Source organism: Desulfitobacterium hafniense DCB-2 (assembly GCF_000021925.1).
Taxonomy (GTDB): domain Bacteria; phylum Bacillota; class Desulfitobacteriia; order Desulfitobacteriales; family Desulfitobacteriaceae; genus Desulfitobacterium; species Desulfitobacterium hafniense.
Genome location: NC_011830.1, coordinates 78,301 through 94,709 on the forward strand (window position 1 = coordinate 78,301; position 16,409 = coordinate 94,709).

Here is a 16,409-nt window from a genome sequence, read left to right on the forward strand (position 1 = left end):
GAAATTTTGTCAATTATGTAAACGGGAAGAGGGAGGAACGGCGGTTGAAAAGTATTAGAACTCGGTTGATTTTGGTATTCCTTCTCACATCCATCATGATGGCGGGCATTGTCGGTGGGTTTAATATCTATAACCAAACAGTGCTGACGCAAAACAATGTGGATGAATATCGCAAGACTTTGTATGAGGAATATGATCGGGGCCTTAAAATGAATGTAGAGATCGCAATAAGCATTATTCAGGGAGTCTATCGAGAGCAGCAGGAAGGATTATTGACTGAAGCGGAAGCCAGGGAAAAAGCGGCGGCTCTGGTGCGCACTATTCTCTTCGATCAGGGCAATTATATCTGGGTGGATACCGTTGAAGGAATCAATGTGGTTTATCTGGGTAAAGACTCAGAGGGAAAAAGCCGGATTGATGCGGTAGATCCCAGTGGCTTTCTTTACATAAGAGAACTGATTAAAAACGGTATGCAGGAGGGCGGCGGGTATACAGATTATGAATTCGCCAAACCCAATGAATCAGAACCTAAGCCCAAGCGGAGCTATACACAGCTTTTTGAGCCTTATGCCTGGATCGTGGGCACAGGGAACTGGGTTGATGATATCGAGAGCAAAGTCAGTGAAAAAGAAATGTATTATAACCAACACATGTTAAACGATATTATTAAAGTAGTCGCCGCCATGGTGATCGGCCTTGGGGTGGTGGCTGTTCTGGCTTTTGTCATCAGCGGGCGCATTGCCCAAAGGGTTCAGCGCATCGCCCAAGGAGCCAGGGAAGTCGCACAGGGTAATCTGACCATTGACAAGATTGTGGTGGATACCCAGGACGAGCTGGGTCAATTGGCCGGTGATTTTAATCAAATGACCGATAACCTGGCGGAAGTGGTCAAAAAGGTGGCCTACGCCTCCGAGCAAGTATCTCTGACTGCTCAGGAGCTCTCCTCCGGAGCGGAAGAATCTGCCCAAGCGGCTATGGAGGTTGCTGCGGCAGTCACCGACGTTGCCCAGGGTACGGAAAGACAAATAAGATCTGTCAGTGAAGTTTCCGAAGTCGTGAAGGAAATGGCGGCAGGGATGGAACAGGTTTTGACCAATACAGGCTATGTGGTTCGCTCGGCTGAAGAGACATCTCAAGCCGCTGCCAAAGGCCAGGGTTCTGTAGAGACCACCATTGAACAGATGAATCATATCCAAAAGGTGGTTAACCATAGCGCAGAATTGGTAGAACGGCTGGGTCTTCGCTCCCAGGAGATCGGTCAAATCATCGAGACCATCTCCGGCATCGCAGCCCAGACCAATCTTCTGGCCCTGAACGCAGCCATTGAGGCAGCCCGGGCAGGTGAACAAGGACGAGGGTTTGCCGTGGTTGCTGAAGAGGTAAGGAAGTTAGCGGAGCAATCCCAAGGGGCGGCCAAGCAGATCTCCGCCCTCATCTTGGAAATCCAGGGGGATACGGTGAAAGCTGTGGAGGCTATGCAGGAGGGAACCCATGAAGTAGGAAAAGGGGCAAAAGTGGTCGTCGAAGCCGGAAGCGCTTTTGCAGAGATAGCCGAGCTTATTCAAGAGGTGACCGGGCAAGTTCGGGATATATCCGCTGAGATTGAGCAAATATCCCAGGGAAATGAGCGGATCATTCGGGCGGTGGAAGAAGTGGATCAGATCAGCCGGGAGATTACGGATCAGACCTATGGTGTCTCAGCCTCCACTGAAGAGCAGTCCGCTTCTGTCGAAGAAATCGCTTCTTCCTGTCAGGTATTGGAGAATATGGCCATGGAATTGGAGAAGATTCTGGCAAAATTCAAAGTATAAAAGAAAATAGTTCTAAAGTCCTAGGAAATAGTATAAAGGTCACAGCTAAGCTGTGACCTTTATACTATTTAGAAAATAAAAAGTTTTCGAAATAGACAAAATCAATAAAATTATATTGCATTATATGGTGAATTAATTAATAATGGCTTAGGGGTCTGACCGCTGCCTGATTTTACATAACTAAATATATTTTTTAGAAAAAAATCATAAAGACAAGGGAGGAGCAAGAAGATTGAAAAGTATCAGAGCGCGTCTAATTTTAGCATTTATTTTTACATCCATGCTGATGAGCATTATTGTGGGAGGGTATAATATCTACCGGCAAATCGACATTTTGAAAAACAATGTCCAGAGCTACCGGGAAACCCTCTTTGCCGAATATGATCGGGGGATTAAGACAGATGTAGAGATTGCCATCAGCGTCATTGACAAGGTATATAAAGAGCAGCAGGCAGGCCTGCTCTCAGAGGAGGAGGCTAAGACCAAGGCTGCCGACCTGGTTCGGGAGCTTCGCTTTGACGGGGAGAACTATTTCTGGGTTGATACCACTGAAGGAATTAATGTGGTTCTCCTGGGGCGGGATACCGAAGGGAAGAGCCGGCTTGATGCAGTGGACCCTAATGGCTATGCCTATGTACGGGATGGCTTTATAAAAAATGCGCTTAGTGGCGGAGGCTACTCAGACTATGAATTTGCTAAACCCAATGAAACGGAGCCCACCCCCAAGAGAGGATATACCCAGCTCTTTGAGCCCTATGGCTGGGTTATAGGAACCGGGAACTGGGTGGACGATATTGAGACAGAGGTCATTGCCCAAGAGCTGATCTATCAAAAACAAATGTCCAAGGATATTATAAGCATCTCTGTCGCCATGATTCTTGGTTTAATCATCGTAAGCGCCGTCGGCTTTAAAATCAGCCAGGGTATTACCAGGCAGGTCAAACAGGTTGCCCAGGGTGCCAATGAAGTGGCCCAAGGCAATCTGAGGATTGAGAAAATCCAAGTGGATTCAAGGGATGAGCTGGGTCAGCTGGCTCAGGATTTTAACCACATGGCAGAGAACCTTACCCAATTGGTCAAACAGGTTTCCCTGGCTTCGGAACATATCGCCTCCTCTTCTCAACAATTGTCCGCAGGAGCCGAACAATCAGCCCAGGCGGCTAATGAAGTAGCCTCTGCGATCACCGAAGTGGCTCAGGGGACGGAAAAGCAGATGACCGCAGTGAATGACGTGGCGGCTGTGGTGGAAGAAATGGCGGCAGGAATGGGTCAAGTGCTGAACAATACGGAATATGTGGTTCGTTCAGCCGAAGGAACAGCCAAAGCCACTGACAAGGGCCAGCAATCCATCCATACCACCGTCAAGCAAATGGAGAGTATCCAAAAGGCGGTCAACCATAGTGCTTCCTTAGTGGAGCACCTGGGAGTCCGTTCCCAGGAGATCGGACAGATCGTTGAAGCCATCTCCGGGATCGCCGATCAAACCAATCTTTTGGCTCTCAATGCCGCCATCGAAGCAGCCCGGGCCGGTGAACAGGGAAGAGGATTTGCGGTGGTGGCCGAAGAGGTCCGCAAATTGGCTGAACAATCTCAGATTGCCGCCAAACAAATCGCCGATCTTATTGGGGAAATTCAGGAGGATACCCATAAGGCCGTAGACTCGATGAAGAACGGGACACAAGAGGTTGAGATTGGGTCCAAGGTGGTCCATGAAGCAGGCAGCGCTTTCGAAGAGATTGCCGGCCTTATTCAAGAGGTTACCGGGCAGGTTCGGGGAATCTCTCATGAGATTGAAGAAATTTCTCAGGGCAATGAACGGATTGTTGCCTCCATCCATGAAGTCAACCAGATCAGCAAATCCATTGCCGAACAGACTCTCAATGTGTCGGCTTCAACGGAGGAGCAATCGGCTTCTGTGGAAGAGATCGCCTCTTCCAGCCAATTGCTGGCCAAAATGACCGAAGATATGGAGCAGGCACTTCACAAATTCAAGATATAATGGCAATGGCCTTTAAGGCAAAAATAAGCCCAAGTAAAATGGGTTGATGTATTAAGTAAATCCATAAGGAATGGCGGCTGACCCATGTAACCATGGGGTAGGCCGCTTTGCTCTTTTCCGCCGGAGGGACAGAGGCATTGGTCCTGCTGTGCTCAGCAAAGAAATAACGATAACAGGGGACTCCCAGCAAAGTGACGCCGCTATAAGGAAACAGAGGGTAAAAGTCCATGGTGGCAAAGCCGGGATACATAAATCCCAGAGGGAGAAGCAGAGGGGTGTTCACCGCTTGGTCTTTGATGATCAAGCCGCCGGCGATGATCAAAACGGAGCCCAGAATGAGCGCACCGTTGGGAAGTTTTTGAATCAAGGGATAGAGAACCATCATAACCCCTAAGAAGTGGAGAATCCCAAAGCGGACATATTGCTCAGGAAAGGTCACATAAGTCACCAGGGTAATGATCATCCCAAAAAATAAGACCCGCAATCCGTTTTTAAGGGGATGCTTGCTGAAGCCGCTGCTTAAGCCGGAAAGAAAGATAAAAAGCAGAGCAGCCGTTTTACCGATGCTAAACCAGAAAAGAGCGTCTACATCAACAGCCAAACCGGTCCATTGATCTAAATCATAGATGAGGTGATACGTAATCATTAAAGCGAGAGCCAGAGTGCGCAAACTATCAATAATGGGAAAGCGGGTGGAAGTCAAAAGGCTTCATCCTCTCAGAATTAATCAAAGCCACGGACCTCCCTATAGTATATCAGGTTGAAAACCCAACACCAAGGGACTTGCCTCAAGAATATCCGCCCAACCAGGGTGTATCCCTGGGAATGATTAAATGGTTTTCGCAATAGGAGTGGGTGGTGATTAAAGATTCCGTCCAAAGCTGGAGAATATCGAAGCGTCGTTCGGGATGATAACCCAGCATTTTGTGTTTTCCCAGCGAACGTGTGACCTCCTCGTTGCGGGCCAAAGTCAGCCCCATCACACAGTCACCGATGATGGTTTCAGCGATGAGACGGGCATGGCGGCGGTGTTTGCGGGGGGATTTAAGGTCCTGATGGCGTATGGAGGTGGCCACTTTGACCTTAAGGTCGAAGCGCTTGGCCAGGACCAGGGTCAGGGGGGGAATGGCAATGGCTTCAGGCATAAGAACTTCCAGCGCTTTGGCAGACAGGGCATGGGGACCGTGGGTGGGAGTGGCATTGCCTAATAGCTGAAAATAGCCTAATTCTTTATTCAAACTTCCCCGGAAGCGGAGGACGAGATTAGCCAGCTTAGCCCGGTGAGTAATGTAGGGATAGCAGTTGGTCAGGGCTATATCCGTACCATCGGCTAAGGCAGCCAGGAGTTTGGCTAAGCCATCATAAATATCCCCCGAGGTGTCGCCATCCACAAAGAGCACGCCCTGAGTATGGAGAGAACGGGCATAAAGGGCCCCAATAGCCCGGGGAACATCAATGCCCAGGGGTTCGGCAAAGTAAATGGTATGGATGCGCTGATCCAGGATAGTGCGGGTCAAATCAAGGGTCCGATCAGTACAGCCGTTGAGGACCAGAATGACTCTTTTTATGGGCAATTTCAAGACCGTGGCTAAGACGGCCAGAATGCTTTTTTCTTCATTTTGGGCAGGAATGACCACATCATACATGCTATCTCTCCTCAGGGAAGCTTATTTTCAATTTCAGTGATCAGGAATAAGAGCTCTTGCTTTCCGGGCAGAGTTTTCTCTATATTTATATGCCGTTTTTTCTCATCGGTCATAGGATATAGAGAGAGGTCGGAAGGAGGGCACACATGTTAAAAGTTGGCGATATTGTGGCTAGAAAATCCCATAAACAAGATTTATTTTTTCGTATCGAGCAGATTATGTCGATTAAGGGAGAGCGGATTGCAATCTTAAAGGGCATAAATCTCAGGCTTATAGCCGATGCACCTCTTCAGGATCTGGTGGAAAAAGAGCCGTCAGAGGTTGCCCATTACCAACGGGAGGATTACCAGGATATTTATAACAAGCTGAAAATCGTGGTCAATCAGCGTAAGTATGTTCCGGAGGTTCAGGATGAATTCTATGAAATCCCGGGGCGGGTGCTGCATCTGGACGGGGATGAGGAATATCTGAGTCAATGCATCAAGACATATCAGCAGCTGGGACTGGATGCTAAAGGGATCTGTATATCTGAAGCGGAGCAGCCCAAGAAGATACGGCAGGTTCTTCAGGAAAACCCCACAGACATCGTGGTTCTCACGGGGCATGACGGGTTTCTCAAGGGAAAAAAGGATTTTAAGAGCCTTGACAGCTATCGGAGTTCACGCTTTTTCGTGCAATCCGTCTTGGAGGCCCGCCGTTTCCAACCCAATCGGGATGCCCTGGTGATCTTTGCCGGGGCCTGCCAATCCAATTATGAAGCCATTATCAGAGCGGGGGCCAATTTTGCCTCCTCGCCCAAAAGGACGTTGATCCATGCTTTTGATCCGGTCTTTATCGTCGAGCGAATCGCCTTTACCCCCATCGATCAGATGGTATCCCTGAAGGAAATCATTCAGCATACAGTCACCGGGACTGACGGCCTGGGAGGAATCGAAACCCGGGGTCAGCTCCGCAAGGGATATCCGAGAAGTCCTTATTGATGATGATGAGCGCCTGCGCAGATGAACGCAGGCGCTCATGCATTTTTAGCAGCCTACTCCGTGATAATTACCGGCGTCCCTGCACCAACCTGATCGTAGAGGGCCTCCACATGATGATTATGCATACGAATACAGCCTAAGGATGCCTGAGTACCGATGCTGGCGGGCTTATTTGTCCCATGAATCCCATAGTCGGGGAGGGACAGGCCGAGCCAACGGGTACCAAAGGCCCCGCCGGGATTCATGACCTTAGTGGCTACCGCATAGTTCCCTAAAGGAGTAGGGGTTGAACTTTTGCCTACGGCACAGGGATAACAGGCCAAAAGTTGATTGCCATCATAAAGTTCTATTTGCCGTGAAGAACGGCGAATGATAATTCTGCGTTGGGGTAGCGGATTCATCAGGTTACCTCCTTCCCTATTTCTTAATCAGTGTATGCTTTCTTGATCCTTTTAGATTCTGAATAATCCGGGGGGGTTAAAGCGGAAAATAAGAGAGGCATTGAACGAGACTTCTTTCAGTGATTAAAGGGAGGAATGACATGAATCATTATGTGGAAGGCAAGCTCCTCATTATTGGCGGAGCTGAAGACAAAAAGGGAGAGTGCAAAATACTGAAGCGGTTTATCCAGGAAGCGGGAGGAAGGGAAAGCCGGGTAGTGGTTCTGACCGCCGCCACGGAAATGCCGGAGCAGGTCGGTTCGGAATATAAGGAGCTTTTTGAAAACTTAGGGGCCGCAGAGGTACAGGTTCTGGATATAGCGGAAAGGGTTTCAGCCAATCGGGAATCCATATCCCAGGAGTTGCAGAAGGCTACCGGAATTTTTTTCACAGGAGGAGACCAGCTGCGTATCACGGGAATTTTGGGAGGAACCCGCTTAGGAAGAACCCTGCATAACCTCTATCAAAGAGGAGTGATCATTGCCGGAACCAGTGCCGGGGCTTCAGTCATGTCCGATACCATGATCGTGGGCGGGGAGGCAGGCACGCCCAAAAAAGACACCCTGACCATGGCCCCCGGTCTGGGTCTGCTTCATTCTGTTGTCGTGGACCAGCATTTTGCCCAAAGGGGCCGCATCGGCCGCCTGCTCACGGCTATCGCTCAGAATCCTTATGTGCTGGGAGTAGGAATTGACGAAGATACCTCCATCCTTGTTTACTCAGACGGCCATTTTACAGTGGTAGGCAGCCAGACCGTTACGGTGGTGGACGCTTCCCCCACCATGGCCAGCAATGTTTCGGAAATTTCGCCGGGCCAAGCCCTGGTTCTCACCCCTGTGCTCATGCATATCTTATCCGACGGCTATCGTTTTGATCTGAAGAGGAGGGCGGCAAGCTTGAACGAGACTCCCTCCGGTGGGTGATTGGCCTGGGTATTTCCCTTAGACACCTGGAAAAACCGAAAAGCGAATATTGTACCGGAAAAAGGTAAAAATACTAGAGGTGTACTTTTCCCATGGGTTGAAGGAGGACAAATATCACAATGGAGATACTGAAAATCCAGGCGATCCCGGGAGCTAATGTCTACAGTTACCGACCAGTCATCCGGGCCGTCGTGGATCTCCAGGAATGGACAGAACGAACTAGCGATACCTTTGGAGACTTTAATACTCGCCTGGTTCAATGTTTGCCCAGTCTTTACGAGCATTTTTGCTCCCGGGGCAAACCGGGAGGATTTGTAGAACGGTTGAAGGAAGGAACCTTGGTCGGACATATTATTGAGCACGTAACCATCGAACTGCTGACTCGTGCAGGACAGAACATACCTTATGGGAAAACCCTATGTCTGCCTGAGCATCCAGGCCATTATGAGATCATTTTCAACTACGACTCCCTTGAAGGAGGACTCGAGGGCTTCAAGCAGGGCTATGCGCTGGTGCAGGAGCTGCTGGCGGGACAAAAACCTAATGTCACAAACAGGATTGAGCGCATCAGGGAAGTCATCCAAAGGTTTGAACTGGGCGCCTCCACCCGGGCCATTATCGAAGCTGCCGAGGGTCGGGGTATTCCCGTCATACGCTTAAATGACAGCAGTCTCCTCCAGTTAGGCTATGGACGCAACCAGAAGAGGGTGCAGGCCGCCATGAGCGATCAGACCAGCTGTATCGGTGTAGATATCGCCTGTGATAAAGGGCTGACCAAAAAGCTGCTTTATGAGGGGGGCATCCCCGTTCCCGACGGGGTGGTTACCCGGAATGAAGACGAGGCGGTGGAGGTGTTCCGGCAGCTGGATCGACTTGTTGTGGTCAAGCCCTATAACGGTAACCAAGGCAAGGGAGTAACCCTCAAGCTCGGGACCGAGGCTGAAGTCAGGGCGGCCTTTCGAGTGGCTCAGACCTACGAGGAGCAGGTCGTAGTTGAAGAGTATATTGAGGGAAAGAACTACCGGCTGCTTGTGGTTGACGGAAAAATGGCGGCGGCCGCCGAGCGCATTCCAGCTCATGTCATCGGGGATGGCGTTTCCACGGTGGGAGAGCTTGTTCAGCTGGCCAACAGCGATCCCCAGCGGGGGGAGGACCATGAGAAGGCCTTAACCAAGATAAAAATCGATCCTGTTGTGCTGATGACCCTGACCCAAAAAAAGATCGCCCTGGAGACGGTACCCGCCGACGGGGAGGTCGTTTATCTGCGGGACAGCGCCAACTTAAGCACCGGGGGAATTTCCGTGGATGTGACAGAGCGGGTTCACCCTGATAATGCTGCATTAGCTGAGTATGCGGCACGTATCGTGGGCTTGGATATCGCGGGAGTCGATATGGTCCTGGAGGATATTGAGCGCCCTCACCAGGAGCAGCGGGGAGCGATCATTGAGGTCAACGCGGCACCAGGCTTGAGAATGCACCAATACCCGACCGTGGGCCGGCCTTTGGATGTGGGGAAAATCATCGTTGACCATGTTATGCCTAAAGGAAACGGAAGAATTCCCGTCATTTCGGTGACCGGAACCAATGGCAAGACCACAACCACGCGGATGATCGGCAAAATGCTGACGGATCGGGAGCTGGCGGTGGGCATGACCACTACAGATGGTATCTATGTGGGGGGTAAGCTGCTGCTTAAAGGAGACACCACCGGTCCGGAAAGTGCTCAGATCGTGCTGCGCCACCCCGATGTTCAGGTGGCTGTGCTGGAAACGGCGCGGGGTGGGATATTGAGGGCCGGTCTGGCCTATGATTATGCCGATGTGGCTGTGGTGACCAATGTGGCCAACGATCATCTCGGTCAGTATGGCATGGAAAGCCTGGAAGATATTGCCCATGTCAAAAGTCTTATCGCCGAGGTCGTTCGTCCTCACAGCTATGTAGTTCTCAACGCTGATGATCCCTTAGTTGCTTCCTTTGCCCGGAAAACCAAAGGCAAAGTCATTTTCTTCAGTACCGAAAAGGATAACCTGACCATACGCAAACATTTGGCTGTGGGAGGTATCGCCGTCTTTGTGCGCCGGGGGAATATTCTCCTTTGTCAGGGGGATCAATCCCATAAAATCTGCGGAGTCAAAGATCTGCCGGTGACCTGGAACGGTAAAGCCCTCCATAATCTGCAGAATGCTTTGGCGGCCATCGCCGTAGGCTGGTCCCTGGGACTTAAGGCCGAGGGAATCCGCACCTCTTTATCGGAATTTACTTCGGATCCGGAGTGCAATCGCGGACGTCTGAACCCCTATACGATTGGGGGGGTTCAGGTCTTCATCGACTATGGCCATAATGCGGCGGGGATTAAAGCCATTGCCCAGACCCTGAGGAAGTTTAAAGCTCCCGCAGTGGTGGGGTGTGTGACCGTGCCGGGGGACCGGCCGGATGAAACCATCCGGGAAGTAGCCCGGGTAGCAGCCCGGGGCTTTCATCGCCTGATTATTCGCGAGGATGGAGATCTGAGAGGAAGGCGGCCCGGCGAAATTGCGGGGATGATCATGGAGGAGGCGATTGCCTCGGGTATGGATCCCCGGCGAATTTCCGTGGTTCTGCCGGAACGGGAAGCCTTCTGCCACGGCTTGGACACCTGCAAACCGGGAGAGATTTTTGTGATGTTCTATGAACATCTGGAGCCCATTGAGGAAGAAATCGCCCTCCGCCTTGAAAGCGGTCCATTGGCTAAAGAAGAAGAAGGGTTTCTTGAAGTGGCAAATCTGGGGGCCATCTAGTTTCAAAGCTATCGCCATGAAATTGCTCTCCTTACTGCTAAACCAAGTGTGCAGCAGAGGGAGAGCGTGCCTGGCAACGATAGCTTTTTTATCGTGTCCAGCATGAGCCCGGGTTTCATTACGCCGGCTCCACAATGAAAAATCGGAACAATATCTTAGGATAAACCGTGTTTGTTTATATTATTCCGAAAATGGTGTATAATACGGATATAGAAGCGAGGTGTTATCGTGGAATATATCAGTGTGCAGCAAGCAGCTGAACAATGGGGGCTTTCAGATCGACGTGTGCGGTTGCTCTGCGAACAGGGAAAAATTGAAGGTGTTATTCGGGAAGGCCGTTCATACAGAATACCTGCTGATTCTGTCAAGCCGCTTGATGGCCGCATTTTGCGCGGCAAAATTATTCCGCAAGAATACACCACTCTATTCGCACGGGTTGATGCACTCAAATCACAGATTAGCAAGCGTCGTCCTTTCACCCAAGGAGAATTAAAGCGTTTGCAGGAGGAATTCCTTGTAGAGTTCACATACAACTCCAACGCTATTGAAGGCAATACCCTTACACTCCGGGAAACCGCCCTGGTGTTGGAAGGCGTTACGATAGACCAAAAGCCGCTCAAAGATCATCTGGAGGCTGTGGGTCACCGGGATGCGTTTTTATATATCCAACGGCTCGTTACAGAAAAGGCGCCGGTTTCTGAAAAGATTATTAAGGACATCCACTCACTGGTGCTGATGGACAGACCTGACGACAAAGGCGTGTACCGCAGAATCCCTGTCACGATCACGGGCGCCTACCATGAGCCATCCCAACCCTATCGGATTCCAGTACAGATGGAACAGCTTATCGCTGCGCAAAAAGAAGAAAAGCGCCATCCCCTAGAGAATGCCGCTGTATTTCATTTAAAGTTTGAGGGTATTCACCCTTTTATTGATGGTAATGGACGCACTGGACGGTTGCTGCTTAATCTTATGCTGATGCAGCAGGGCTATCCGCCTATTGACGTAAAGTTTGCAGATAGGAAGCGGTACTATGCCTGCTTCGATAGCTATTATAAGGACAAGACTGCCGCACCGATGGTGGAAATGGTGGCCGGGTATTTAGAGGAACGATTGAAACGATACCTGGATATTCTTTTATGATTGATACGATGACATTCCAAACGGCCACTAGGGGCATCTCCCTCAGTGGCTGTCTTATTTATGTTATGGGTGTATGCGGCAACTGCAGGCAATCCCCTGTAATTATGAAATAATAAAATAATGCAGATACTAGAAGAACAGAGCTGTTTTAGGGTATAATGTATAGAAATACGATTCGAACGTTCGGAAGGGATAGGGTAATGATTAAGAATCAGGTTGAAATGTTCGCCTACGCCAAAATAAATCTTGCTCTGGCCATAACAGGCCGTCGTCCCGATGGGTATCATGAATTGGAAAGCGTTATGCAGTCCATAGGAATCTATGATCGGATACGGGTGACTTTGGCAGAGGGGGGAATTCAGTGCTCCTGCGGAGAGTGGAGCGGCCCGGAGAATTTGGCTTACCGGGCGGCGGAAGCTTTTTTAAGCGGACTGGGAAGCAGCCAGGGTATTCACATTGACATCGAGAAGAATATCCCTGTCCAAGCGGGATTGGGCGGGGGAAGCGCCGATGCCGCTGCGGCCTTGCAGGCTCTGAATAAGCTTTTTAAAGAGCCCTATACTGAAGAGGAACTGAAGAGCTTTGCCGCTCAGCTGGGTGCGGATGTGGCCTTTTGCCTGAAAGGCGGGACCCAATGGGCAACCGGTGTGGGTGAAGAATTAAAAGGCCTGCCTCATGCTCCGAAAATCAACCTTGTTCTCATTAAACCCGACCAAGGGGTAAATACTGCTGAAGCCTATCGGGCTTTTGATCAGGAAGGAAAATTCTCTCATCTGGATTATGCCGGGTGGCAAGAGGCTTTGGCATCCGGGAGAGCAGAAAGCCTTATCCCTCTTCTTTATAATGATTTAGAGCCGGCTTCTATGAAGCTTCTCCCGGAAATAGCCTGGGTTAAAGAAGAATTAATGAAGCAGAACGGCTGTCTGGGAGCTTTGATGTCCGGCAGCGGCTCCGCAGTGTTTGGAATCGTTCAAACTGAAGAACAAGCGGAAAAAATTGCAGCGATATGGCGGGAAAGAAACTATCATGTCTGGGTAACGCATACTATGGAAAGGGGAAATATTTATGGGTAGAAAACTGGTACCGGTTAAACTCGATAGTTATAAACCCTTAAGAGAGATTGTGTTTGAGTCCTTGCGTGAAGCCATTATCAATGGCGTCCTTGAACCCGGTGAACGCTTAATGGAGATCCAATTGGCTGAAGAAATGGGCGTAAGCCGCACCCCGGTCAGAGAAGCCATCCGTAAGCTGGAGCTGGAAAACTTCGTCGTCATGATTCCTCGCAAAGGGGCTTATGTGGCGGGAGTGTCCCATAAGGATGTGGCGGACGTTTTTGAAATCCGTTCCGCTTTGGAAGGCTTAGCTGCCGGACTGGCGGCAGAACGGGCTACGGATCAGGAAATCGAAGAGATGGAAAGATTTCTCCTTTATTATGAAGGCCAGGAAATGAGCTTGGATCAGATGGTGGACTCAGATACGGGTTTCCATGCTTTGGTCTACAAGGCCAGCCGCAATGAACGCTTGATTCAGATTCTGGCCAATTTGCGGGAGCAGATCCAACGGTTCCGTGCTACCTCCCTGTCCGTTCCGGGGCGGCTTAAGAATGCCATTGATGAACACCGCAGCATTGTGGAGGCCCTGGCCCGTCATGACGTGGAAGAGGCGCAAACTTTAGCTATGGCTCATATTGTGACGGCCGAGAATGTGATGTTTGAAGCCCTGCGCCTTTCTAAGGAACAGGGAGACTCTAAGGAGGACAGTGAAGCCAATTCTGAGAAAGAATAGAGGGTTAGTCCGTGGAAAAGATGAAACGCGCTGAGCGAATGGTTGCTGTGATGCAAGTACTTATGTCAAAACCCAATATGTTGATCCCTCTGACCACGCTGGCTGAGCGGTTTGGCGCTGCCAAATCCACCATCAGTGAAGATTTGCTGGCCGTTAAAGAAAGCATGCGCTGCACAGGTCAGGGACGTTTGGAGACTGTGTCCGGTGCTGCCGGGGGAGTTCGCTATATTCCGGAGATTTCAGCAGAGGATGCCGGCGGATTTCTCATAAGTTTAGCAGAGCGCTTGAGCAGCCAGGACAGGGTTTTGGCCGGTGGCTTCCTCTATATGACGGATCTTCTTTACGACCCCGCTGTTTTACGTCCTTTAGCCTTGATCTTTGCCGGTGTTTTTCGGGAGAAAAAGCCCGATGTGGTGGTTACCATCGAGACAAAGGGCATACCCTTGGCCCTGGTTACAGCAGAGGCTTTAGGGGTACCGATGGTCATCATTCGTCATGGCAATAAGGTCACGGAAGGAACCGCTGTCAGTATTAATTATGTTTCCGGTTCTTCCAAACGGATTCAGTCCATGACCCTGGGGCGAAGAGCCTTGGAGCCAGGGCGGAAGGTCTTGATCATTGACGATTTTATGAAGGCCGGCGGAACCGCTTTAGGCATGATTAATCTCTTGAAAGAGTTTGATGCCGATGTGGTCGGTCTGGGGGTTCTGATGGAGACACCCCGGGAAGAAGAACCTAAACTTGTCGATCATTATTTATCCCTTCTTCAGCTCAGGGAGCTGGATCCCGTTAAGGGAGTCGTCCAGGTGATTCCGCAGAACAGCTTCTTGCACTATCAGAAATTATAAGCTTGCGCTGTATACTTTCTAAGCATAAGTGCAACCAGCGACTTCACCTCATTTGTGAGTATGGATTTAAGGTTCGGCGAAGCCGGGTTTCCTTTATCGCTCTGAAAAGTCCCTAAAGAGGAAAGAACGGAGCATATAAGCGAAAAAAAGAATTTTTTCGCTTAAAAGAAGGAGTTTTTTACCATATAGAGAATATATTTGGTAAGAATATTGCTGGTCACCGGGATGAGAAGGGTGGTGATTCATAATGAACATTACTGATGTACGGGTACGTAAGGTGAATGTCGAGGGCAAGATGAAGGCCGTTGTTTCCGTCACTTTTGACAATTCGTTTGTCGTTCACGACGTGAAAGTAGTGGAAGGGACAAACGGGCTTTTCGTTGCTATGCCCAGTCGGAAGACTCCGGAAGGTGAATTCCGTGATATAGCACACCCTATCTCTTCTGCAGCCCGCGAAGTGATTCAAAACGCAGTATTAAAGGCTTACCAGGAAGCAATGTAAGACAAGCATTAAGAGACCCTGTTCCAGGGTCTCTTTTGCTCATGAGATAGATAGAGAATCTGGTTGAAAGATTAAAAACAGACAGAGAAAATGTATTATGAAAGAGGAATTTGCTGTTTTTTGACGAATTAAAGTTTTTTGGGTATTGAATACGAATCAGGGTAAACTATTGATGGAGGCGAAGTTTATGCCACATTGGGCTGCGGTGATTATGGCGGCGGGCAAAGGTACCCGAATGAAGTCCAAGTTGCCTAAAGTCATGCATACACTGGCTGGAAAACCCATGCTTCAACATGTTTTGGATTGTGTCCGCTCCGTGGAAATCCCCCGTTCCATGGTTGTTCTGGGCCATGGCAGAGAACAGATCGAGGCCACTTTGGACGACCGGACGGAAGTGGTGGTTCAAGAAGAACAATGTGGAACAGGGCATGCGATCATGCAAGCAATTCCTCATTGCCATGAGGTTGATCATATTATTGTTTTAAGTGGAGACCAGCCCCTGATCCGGCCGGAGACTCTCCGGAATTTGGTCAGAATTCATATCGAACATAATGCGGCAGCCACTCTTTTAACGGCCTGTTTTGAAAATCCTCACGGATTAGGCCGAATTCTCAAAGAGGGAGATCAGTTTTTGCGGGTGGTGGAGGAGAAAGATGCTACTCCCGAGGAACGGCTGATTCAAGAGATCAATACAGGAACCTATTGCTTCAATGTTGCCAAGCTTAGGGAGGCCCTGAAGAACATAACCCCCAAGAACGCTCAAGGGGAATACTATTTAACCGATGTCTTCGCTGTTTTCCATGCTCAGGGCGAAGTCATCCGCACCTACTGTACTGAGGATGTCCATGAAGCGCTGGGAATCAACAGCCGGGCTCAGCTGGCGGCGGCCGAAGATGTGGCTCGCCAACGGATTCTGTCCTATTGGATGGAGGAAGGGGTGACTATCATCGATCCCCGCTCCACCTTTATCGAAGCCGGGGTAGTGCTTCAGCCGGATGTGGTCCTGCAGCCCTTTACCATTCTGAAAGGCAGAACCCAGGTGGCCGAGGATGCGGTCATCGGTCCCCATACAACCTTAACGGATTGTACTGTGGGAGCAGGCTCAGAAGTGTCTCATACGGTGGGCAATCAAGCCGTGATCGGCGGCCATTGCACCATCGGCCCCTATGCTTACCTGCGGCCGGGTACGGTTCTCCAGGATAAGGTAAAGGTGGGGGACTTCGTCGAGATTAAAAACAGCCAGATTGGCGAAGGGTCAAAAATTCCCCATCTTAGCTATGTAGGCGATTCCCAAGTAGGGAAATCTGTGAATATAGGTGCAGGTACCATTACCTGCAATTATGATGGGGTCAATAAATATAAAACAATTATCAGGGATAAGGCTTTTCTGGGAAGCAATACTAATCTTGTCGCCCCGGTGGAAATTGGTGAAGGCTCAGTGACAGGAGCAGGATCCACGATCTCCAAGAATGTACCGGCCAATACCTTGGCTATAGAGCGCAGCACCCAAAAACATATCGAAAATTGGGTTCGAAATAAGAAAAAGTAGGGGGAT

14 protein-coding genes are annotated in these 16,409 nt (G+C 49.9%); 11 read left to right on the forward strand and 3 right to left on the reverse strand.

What is annotated here, in order from left to right; all coding sequences use genetic code 11:
- Positions 1-44 precede the first annotated feature (44 nt).
- Together DHAF_RS00410 and DHAF_RS00415 are read left to right on the forward strand one after the other, a co-directional pair.
- The gene (locus tag DHAF_RS00410; RefSeq protein WP_015942560.1) at positions 45-1,811 is read left to right on the forward strand and encodes a methyl-accepting chemotaxis protein; all 1,767 of its coding nucleotides are present in this window, start codon (positions 45-47) and stop codon (positions 1,809-1,811) included.
- Positions 1,812-2,043: 232 nt separating this feature from the next.
- Complete coding sequence (locus DHAF_RS00415; protein ID WP_011458911.1) at positions 2,044-3,810, forward strand: methyl-accepting chemotaxis protein; 1,767 nt, start codon at positions 2,044-2,046, stop codon at positions 3,808-3,810.
- Here DHAF_RS00415 and DHAF_RS00420 read toward each other — a convergent pair.
- Together DHAF_RS00420 and DHAF_RS00425 are read right to left on the reverse strand one after the other, a co-directional pair.
- The gene (locus DHAF_RS00420; RefSeq protein ID WP_011458912.1) at positions 3,800-4,513 is read right to left on the reverse strand and encodes a heparan-alpha-glucosaminide N-acetyltransferase; all 714 of its coding nucleotides are present in this window, start codon (positions 4,511-4,513) and stop codon (positions 3,800-3,802) included. The two genes, DHAF_RS00415 and DHAF_RS00420, sit on opposite strands and share 11 nt — an antisense overlap.
- An 85-nt stretch (positions 4,514-4,598) precedes the next feature.
- The gene (locus tag DHAF_RS00425; protein ID WP_011458913.1) at positions 4,599-5,456 is read right to left on the reverse strand and encodes a glycosyltransferase family 2 protein; all 858 of its coding nucleotides are present in this window, start codon (positions 5,454-5,456) and stop codon (positions 4,599-4,601) included.
- A 146-nt stretch (positions 5,457-5,602) separates the two neighbouring features.
- Between DHAF_RS00425 and yabG the strand changes: the two genes are divergently transcribed.
- A complete protein-coding gene (yabG, locus tag DHAF_RS00430) occupies positions 5,603-6,436 on the forward strand; it encodes a sporulation peptidase YabG (protein ID WP_011458914.1) in 834 nt (277 codons plus the stop codon).
- Between the two features lie 53 nt (positions 6,437-6,489).
- On the opposite strand, the gene DHAF_RS00435 is transcribed toward yabG, so the two are convergent.
- Positions 6,490-6,837 (reverse strand): L,D-transpeptidase, encoded by a 348-nt coding sequence (locus DHAF_RS00435; RefSeq protein WP_011458915.1) that lies wholly within the window; start codon positions 6,835-6,837, stop codon positions 6,490-6,492.
- 140 nt (positions 6,838-6,977) lie between these two features.
- On the opposite strand from DHAF_RS00435, the gene DHAF_RS00440 reads away from it, so the two are divergent.
- The 8 genes from DHAF_RS00440 to glmU all read left to right on the forward strand — a co-directional run bounded on the left by DHAF_RS00440 (position 6,978) and on the right by glmU (position 16,403).
- Positions 6,978-7,799: a cyanophycinase gene (locus tag DHAF_RS00440; RefSeq protein ID WP_015942561.1), complete on the forward strand. Its 822-nt coding sequence runs from the start codon at positions 6,978-6,980 to the stop codon at positions 7,797-7,799.
- Positions 7,800-7,918: 119 nt separating this feature from the next.
- Positions 7,919-10,576: a cyanophycin synthetase gene (cphA, locus tag DHAF_RS00445; RefSeq protein WP_015942562.1), complete on the forward strand. Its 2,658-nt coding sequence runs from the start codon at positions 7,919-7,921 to the stop codon at positions 10,574-10,576.
- Between the two features lie 228 nt (positions 10,577-10,804).
- Entirely contained in the window at positions 10,805-11,719 is a 915-nt protein-coding gene (locus DHAF_RS00450; protein ID WP_015942563.1) for a Fic family protein, read from the forward strand.
- 200 nt (positions 11,720-11,919) lie between these two features.
- Positions 11,920-12,792, forward strand: coding sequence for a 4-(cytidine 5'-diphospho)-2-C-methyl-D-erythritol kinase (gene ispE / locus DHAF_RS00455; RefSeq protein ID WP_015942564.1), 873 nt, complete (start codon positions 11,920-11,922; stop codon positions 12,790-12,792).
- Positions 12,785-13,504: a GntR family transcriptional regulator gene (locus DHAF_RS00460; RefSeq protein WP_005814961.1), complete on the forward strand. Its 720-nt coding sequence runs from the start codon at positions 12,785-12,787 to the stop codon at positions 13,502-13,504. Before ispE ends, DHAF_RS00460 begins: the two co-directional genes overlap by 8 nt.
- An 11-nt stretch (positions 13,505-13,515) precedes the next feature.
- Positions 13,516-14,352, forward strand: coding sequence for a pur operon repressor (purR, locus tag DHAF_RS00465; RefSeq protein WP_011458918.1), 837 nt, complete (start codon positions 13,516-13,518; stop codon positions 14,350-14,352).
- A 247-nt stretch (positions 14,353-14,599) separates the two neighbouring features.
- On the forward strand, positions 14,600-14,854 hold the full coding sequence (gene spoVG / locus DHAF_RS00470) for a septation regulator SpoVG (RefSeq protein ID WP_005814955.1): 255 nt from the start codon (positions 14,600-14,602) through the stop codon (positions 14,852-14,854).
- Between the two features lie 187 nt (positions 14,855-15,041).
- A complete protein-coding gene (gene glmU / locus DHAF_RS00475; RefSeq protein WP_015942565.1) occupies positions 15,042-16,403 on the forward strand; it encodes a bifunctional UDP-N-acetylglucosamine diphosphorylase/glucosamine-1-phosphate N-acetyltransferase GlmU in 1,362 nt (453 codons plus the stop codon).
- Positions 16,404-16,409 lie beyond the last annotated feature (6 nt).

Coding starts and splice junctions, on each gene's coding strand:
- DHAF_RS00425 (WP_011458913.1), bottom strand. CDS start 5,456: ATGTATGATGTGGTCATTCCTGCCCAAAATGAAGAAAAAAGCATTCTG.
- yabG (WP_011458914.1), top strand. CDS start 5,603: ATGTTAAAAGTTGGCGATATTGTGGCTAGAAAATCCCATAAACAAGAT.
- DHAF_RS00435 (WP_011458915.1), bottom strand. CDS start 6,837: ATGAATCCGCTACCCCAACGCAGAATTATCATTCGCCGTTCTTCACGG.
- DHAF_RS00440 (WP_015942561.1), top strand. CDS start 6,978: ATGAATCATTATGTGGAAGGCAAGCTCCTCATTATTGGCGGAGCTGAA.
- cphA (WP_015942562.1), top strand. CDS start 7,919: ATGGAGATACTGAAAATCCAGGCGATCCCGGGAGCTAATGTCTACAGT.
- ispE (WP_015942564.1), top strand. CDS start 11,920: ATGATTAAGAATCAGGTTGAAATGTTCGCCTACGCCAAAATAAATCTT.
- DHAF_RS00460 (WP_005814961.1), top strand. CDS start 12,785: ATGGGTAGAAAACTGGTACCGGTTAAACTCGATAGTTATAAACCCTTA.
- spoVG (WP_005814955.1), top strand. CDS start 14,600: ATGAACATTACTGATGTACGGGTACGTAAGGTGAATGTCGAGGGCAAG.
- glmU (WP_015942565.1), top strand. CDS start 15,042: ATGCCACATTGGGCTGCGGTGATTATGGCGGCGGGCAAAGGTACCCGA.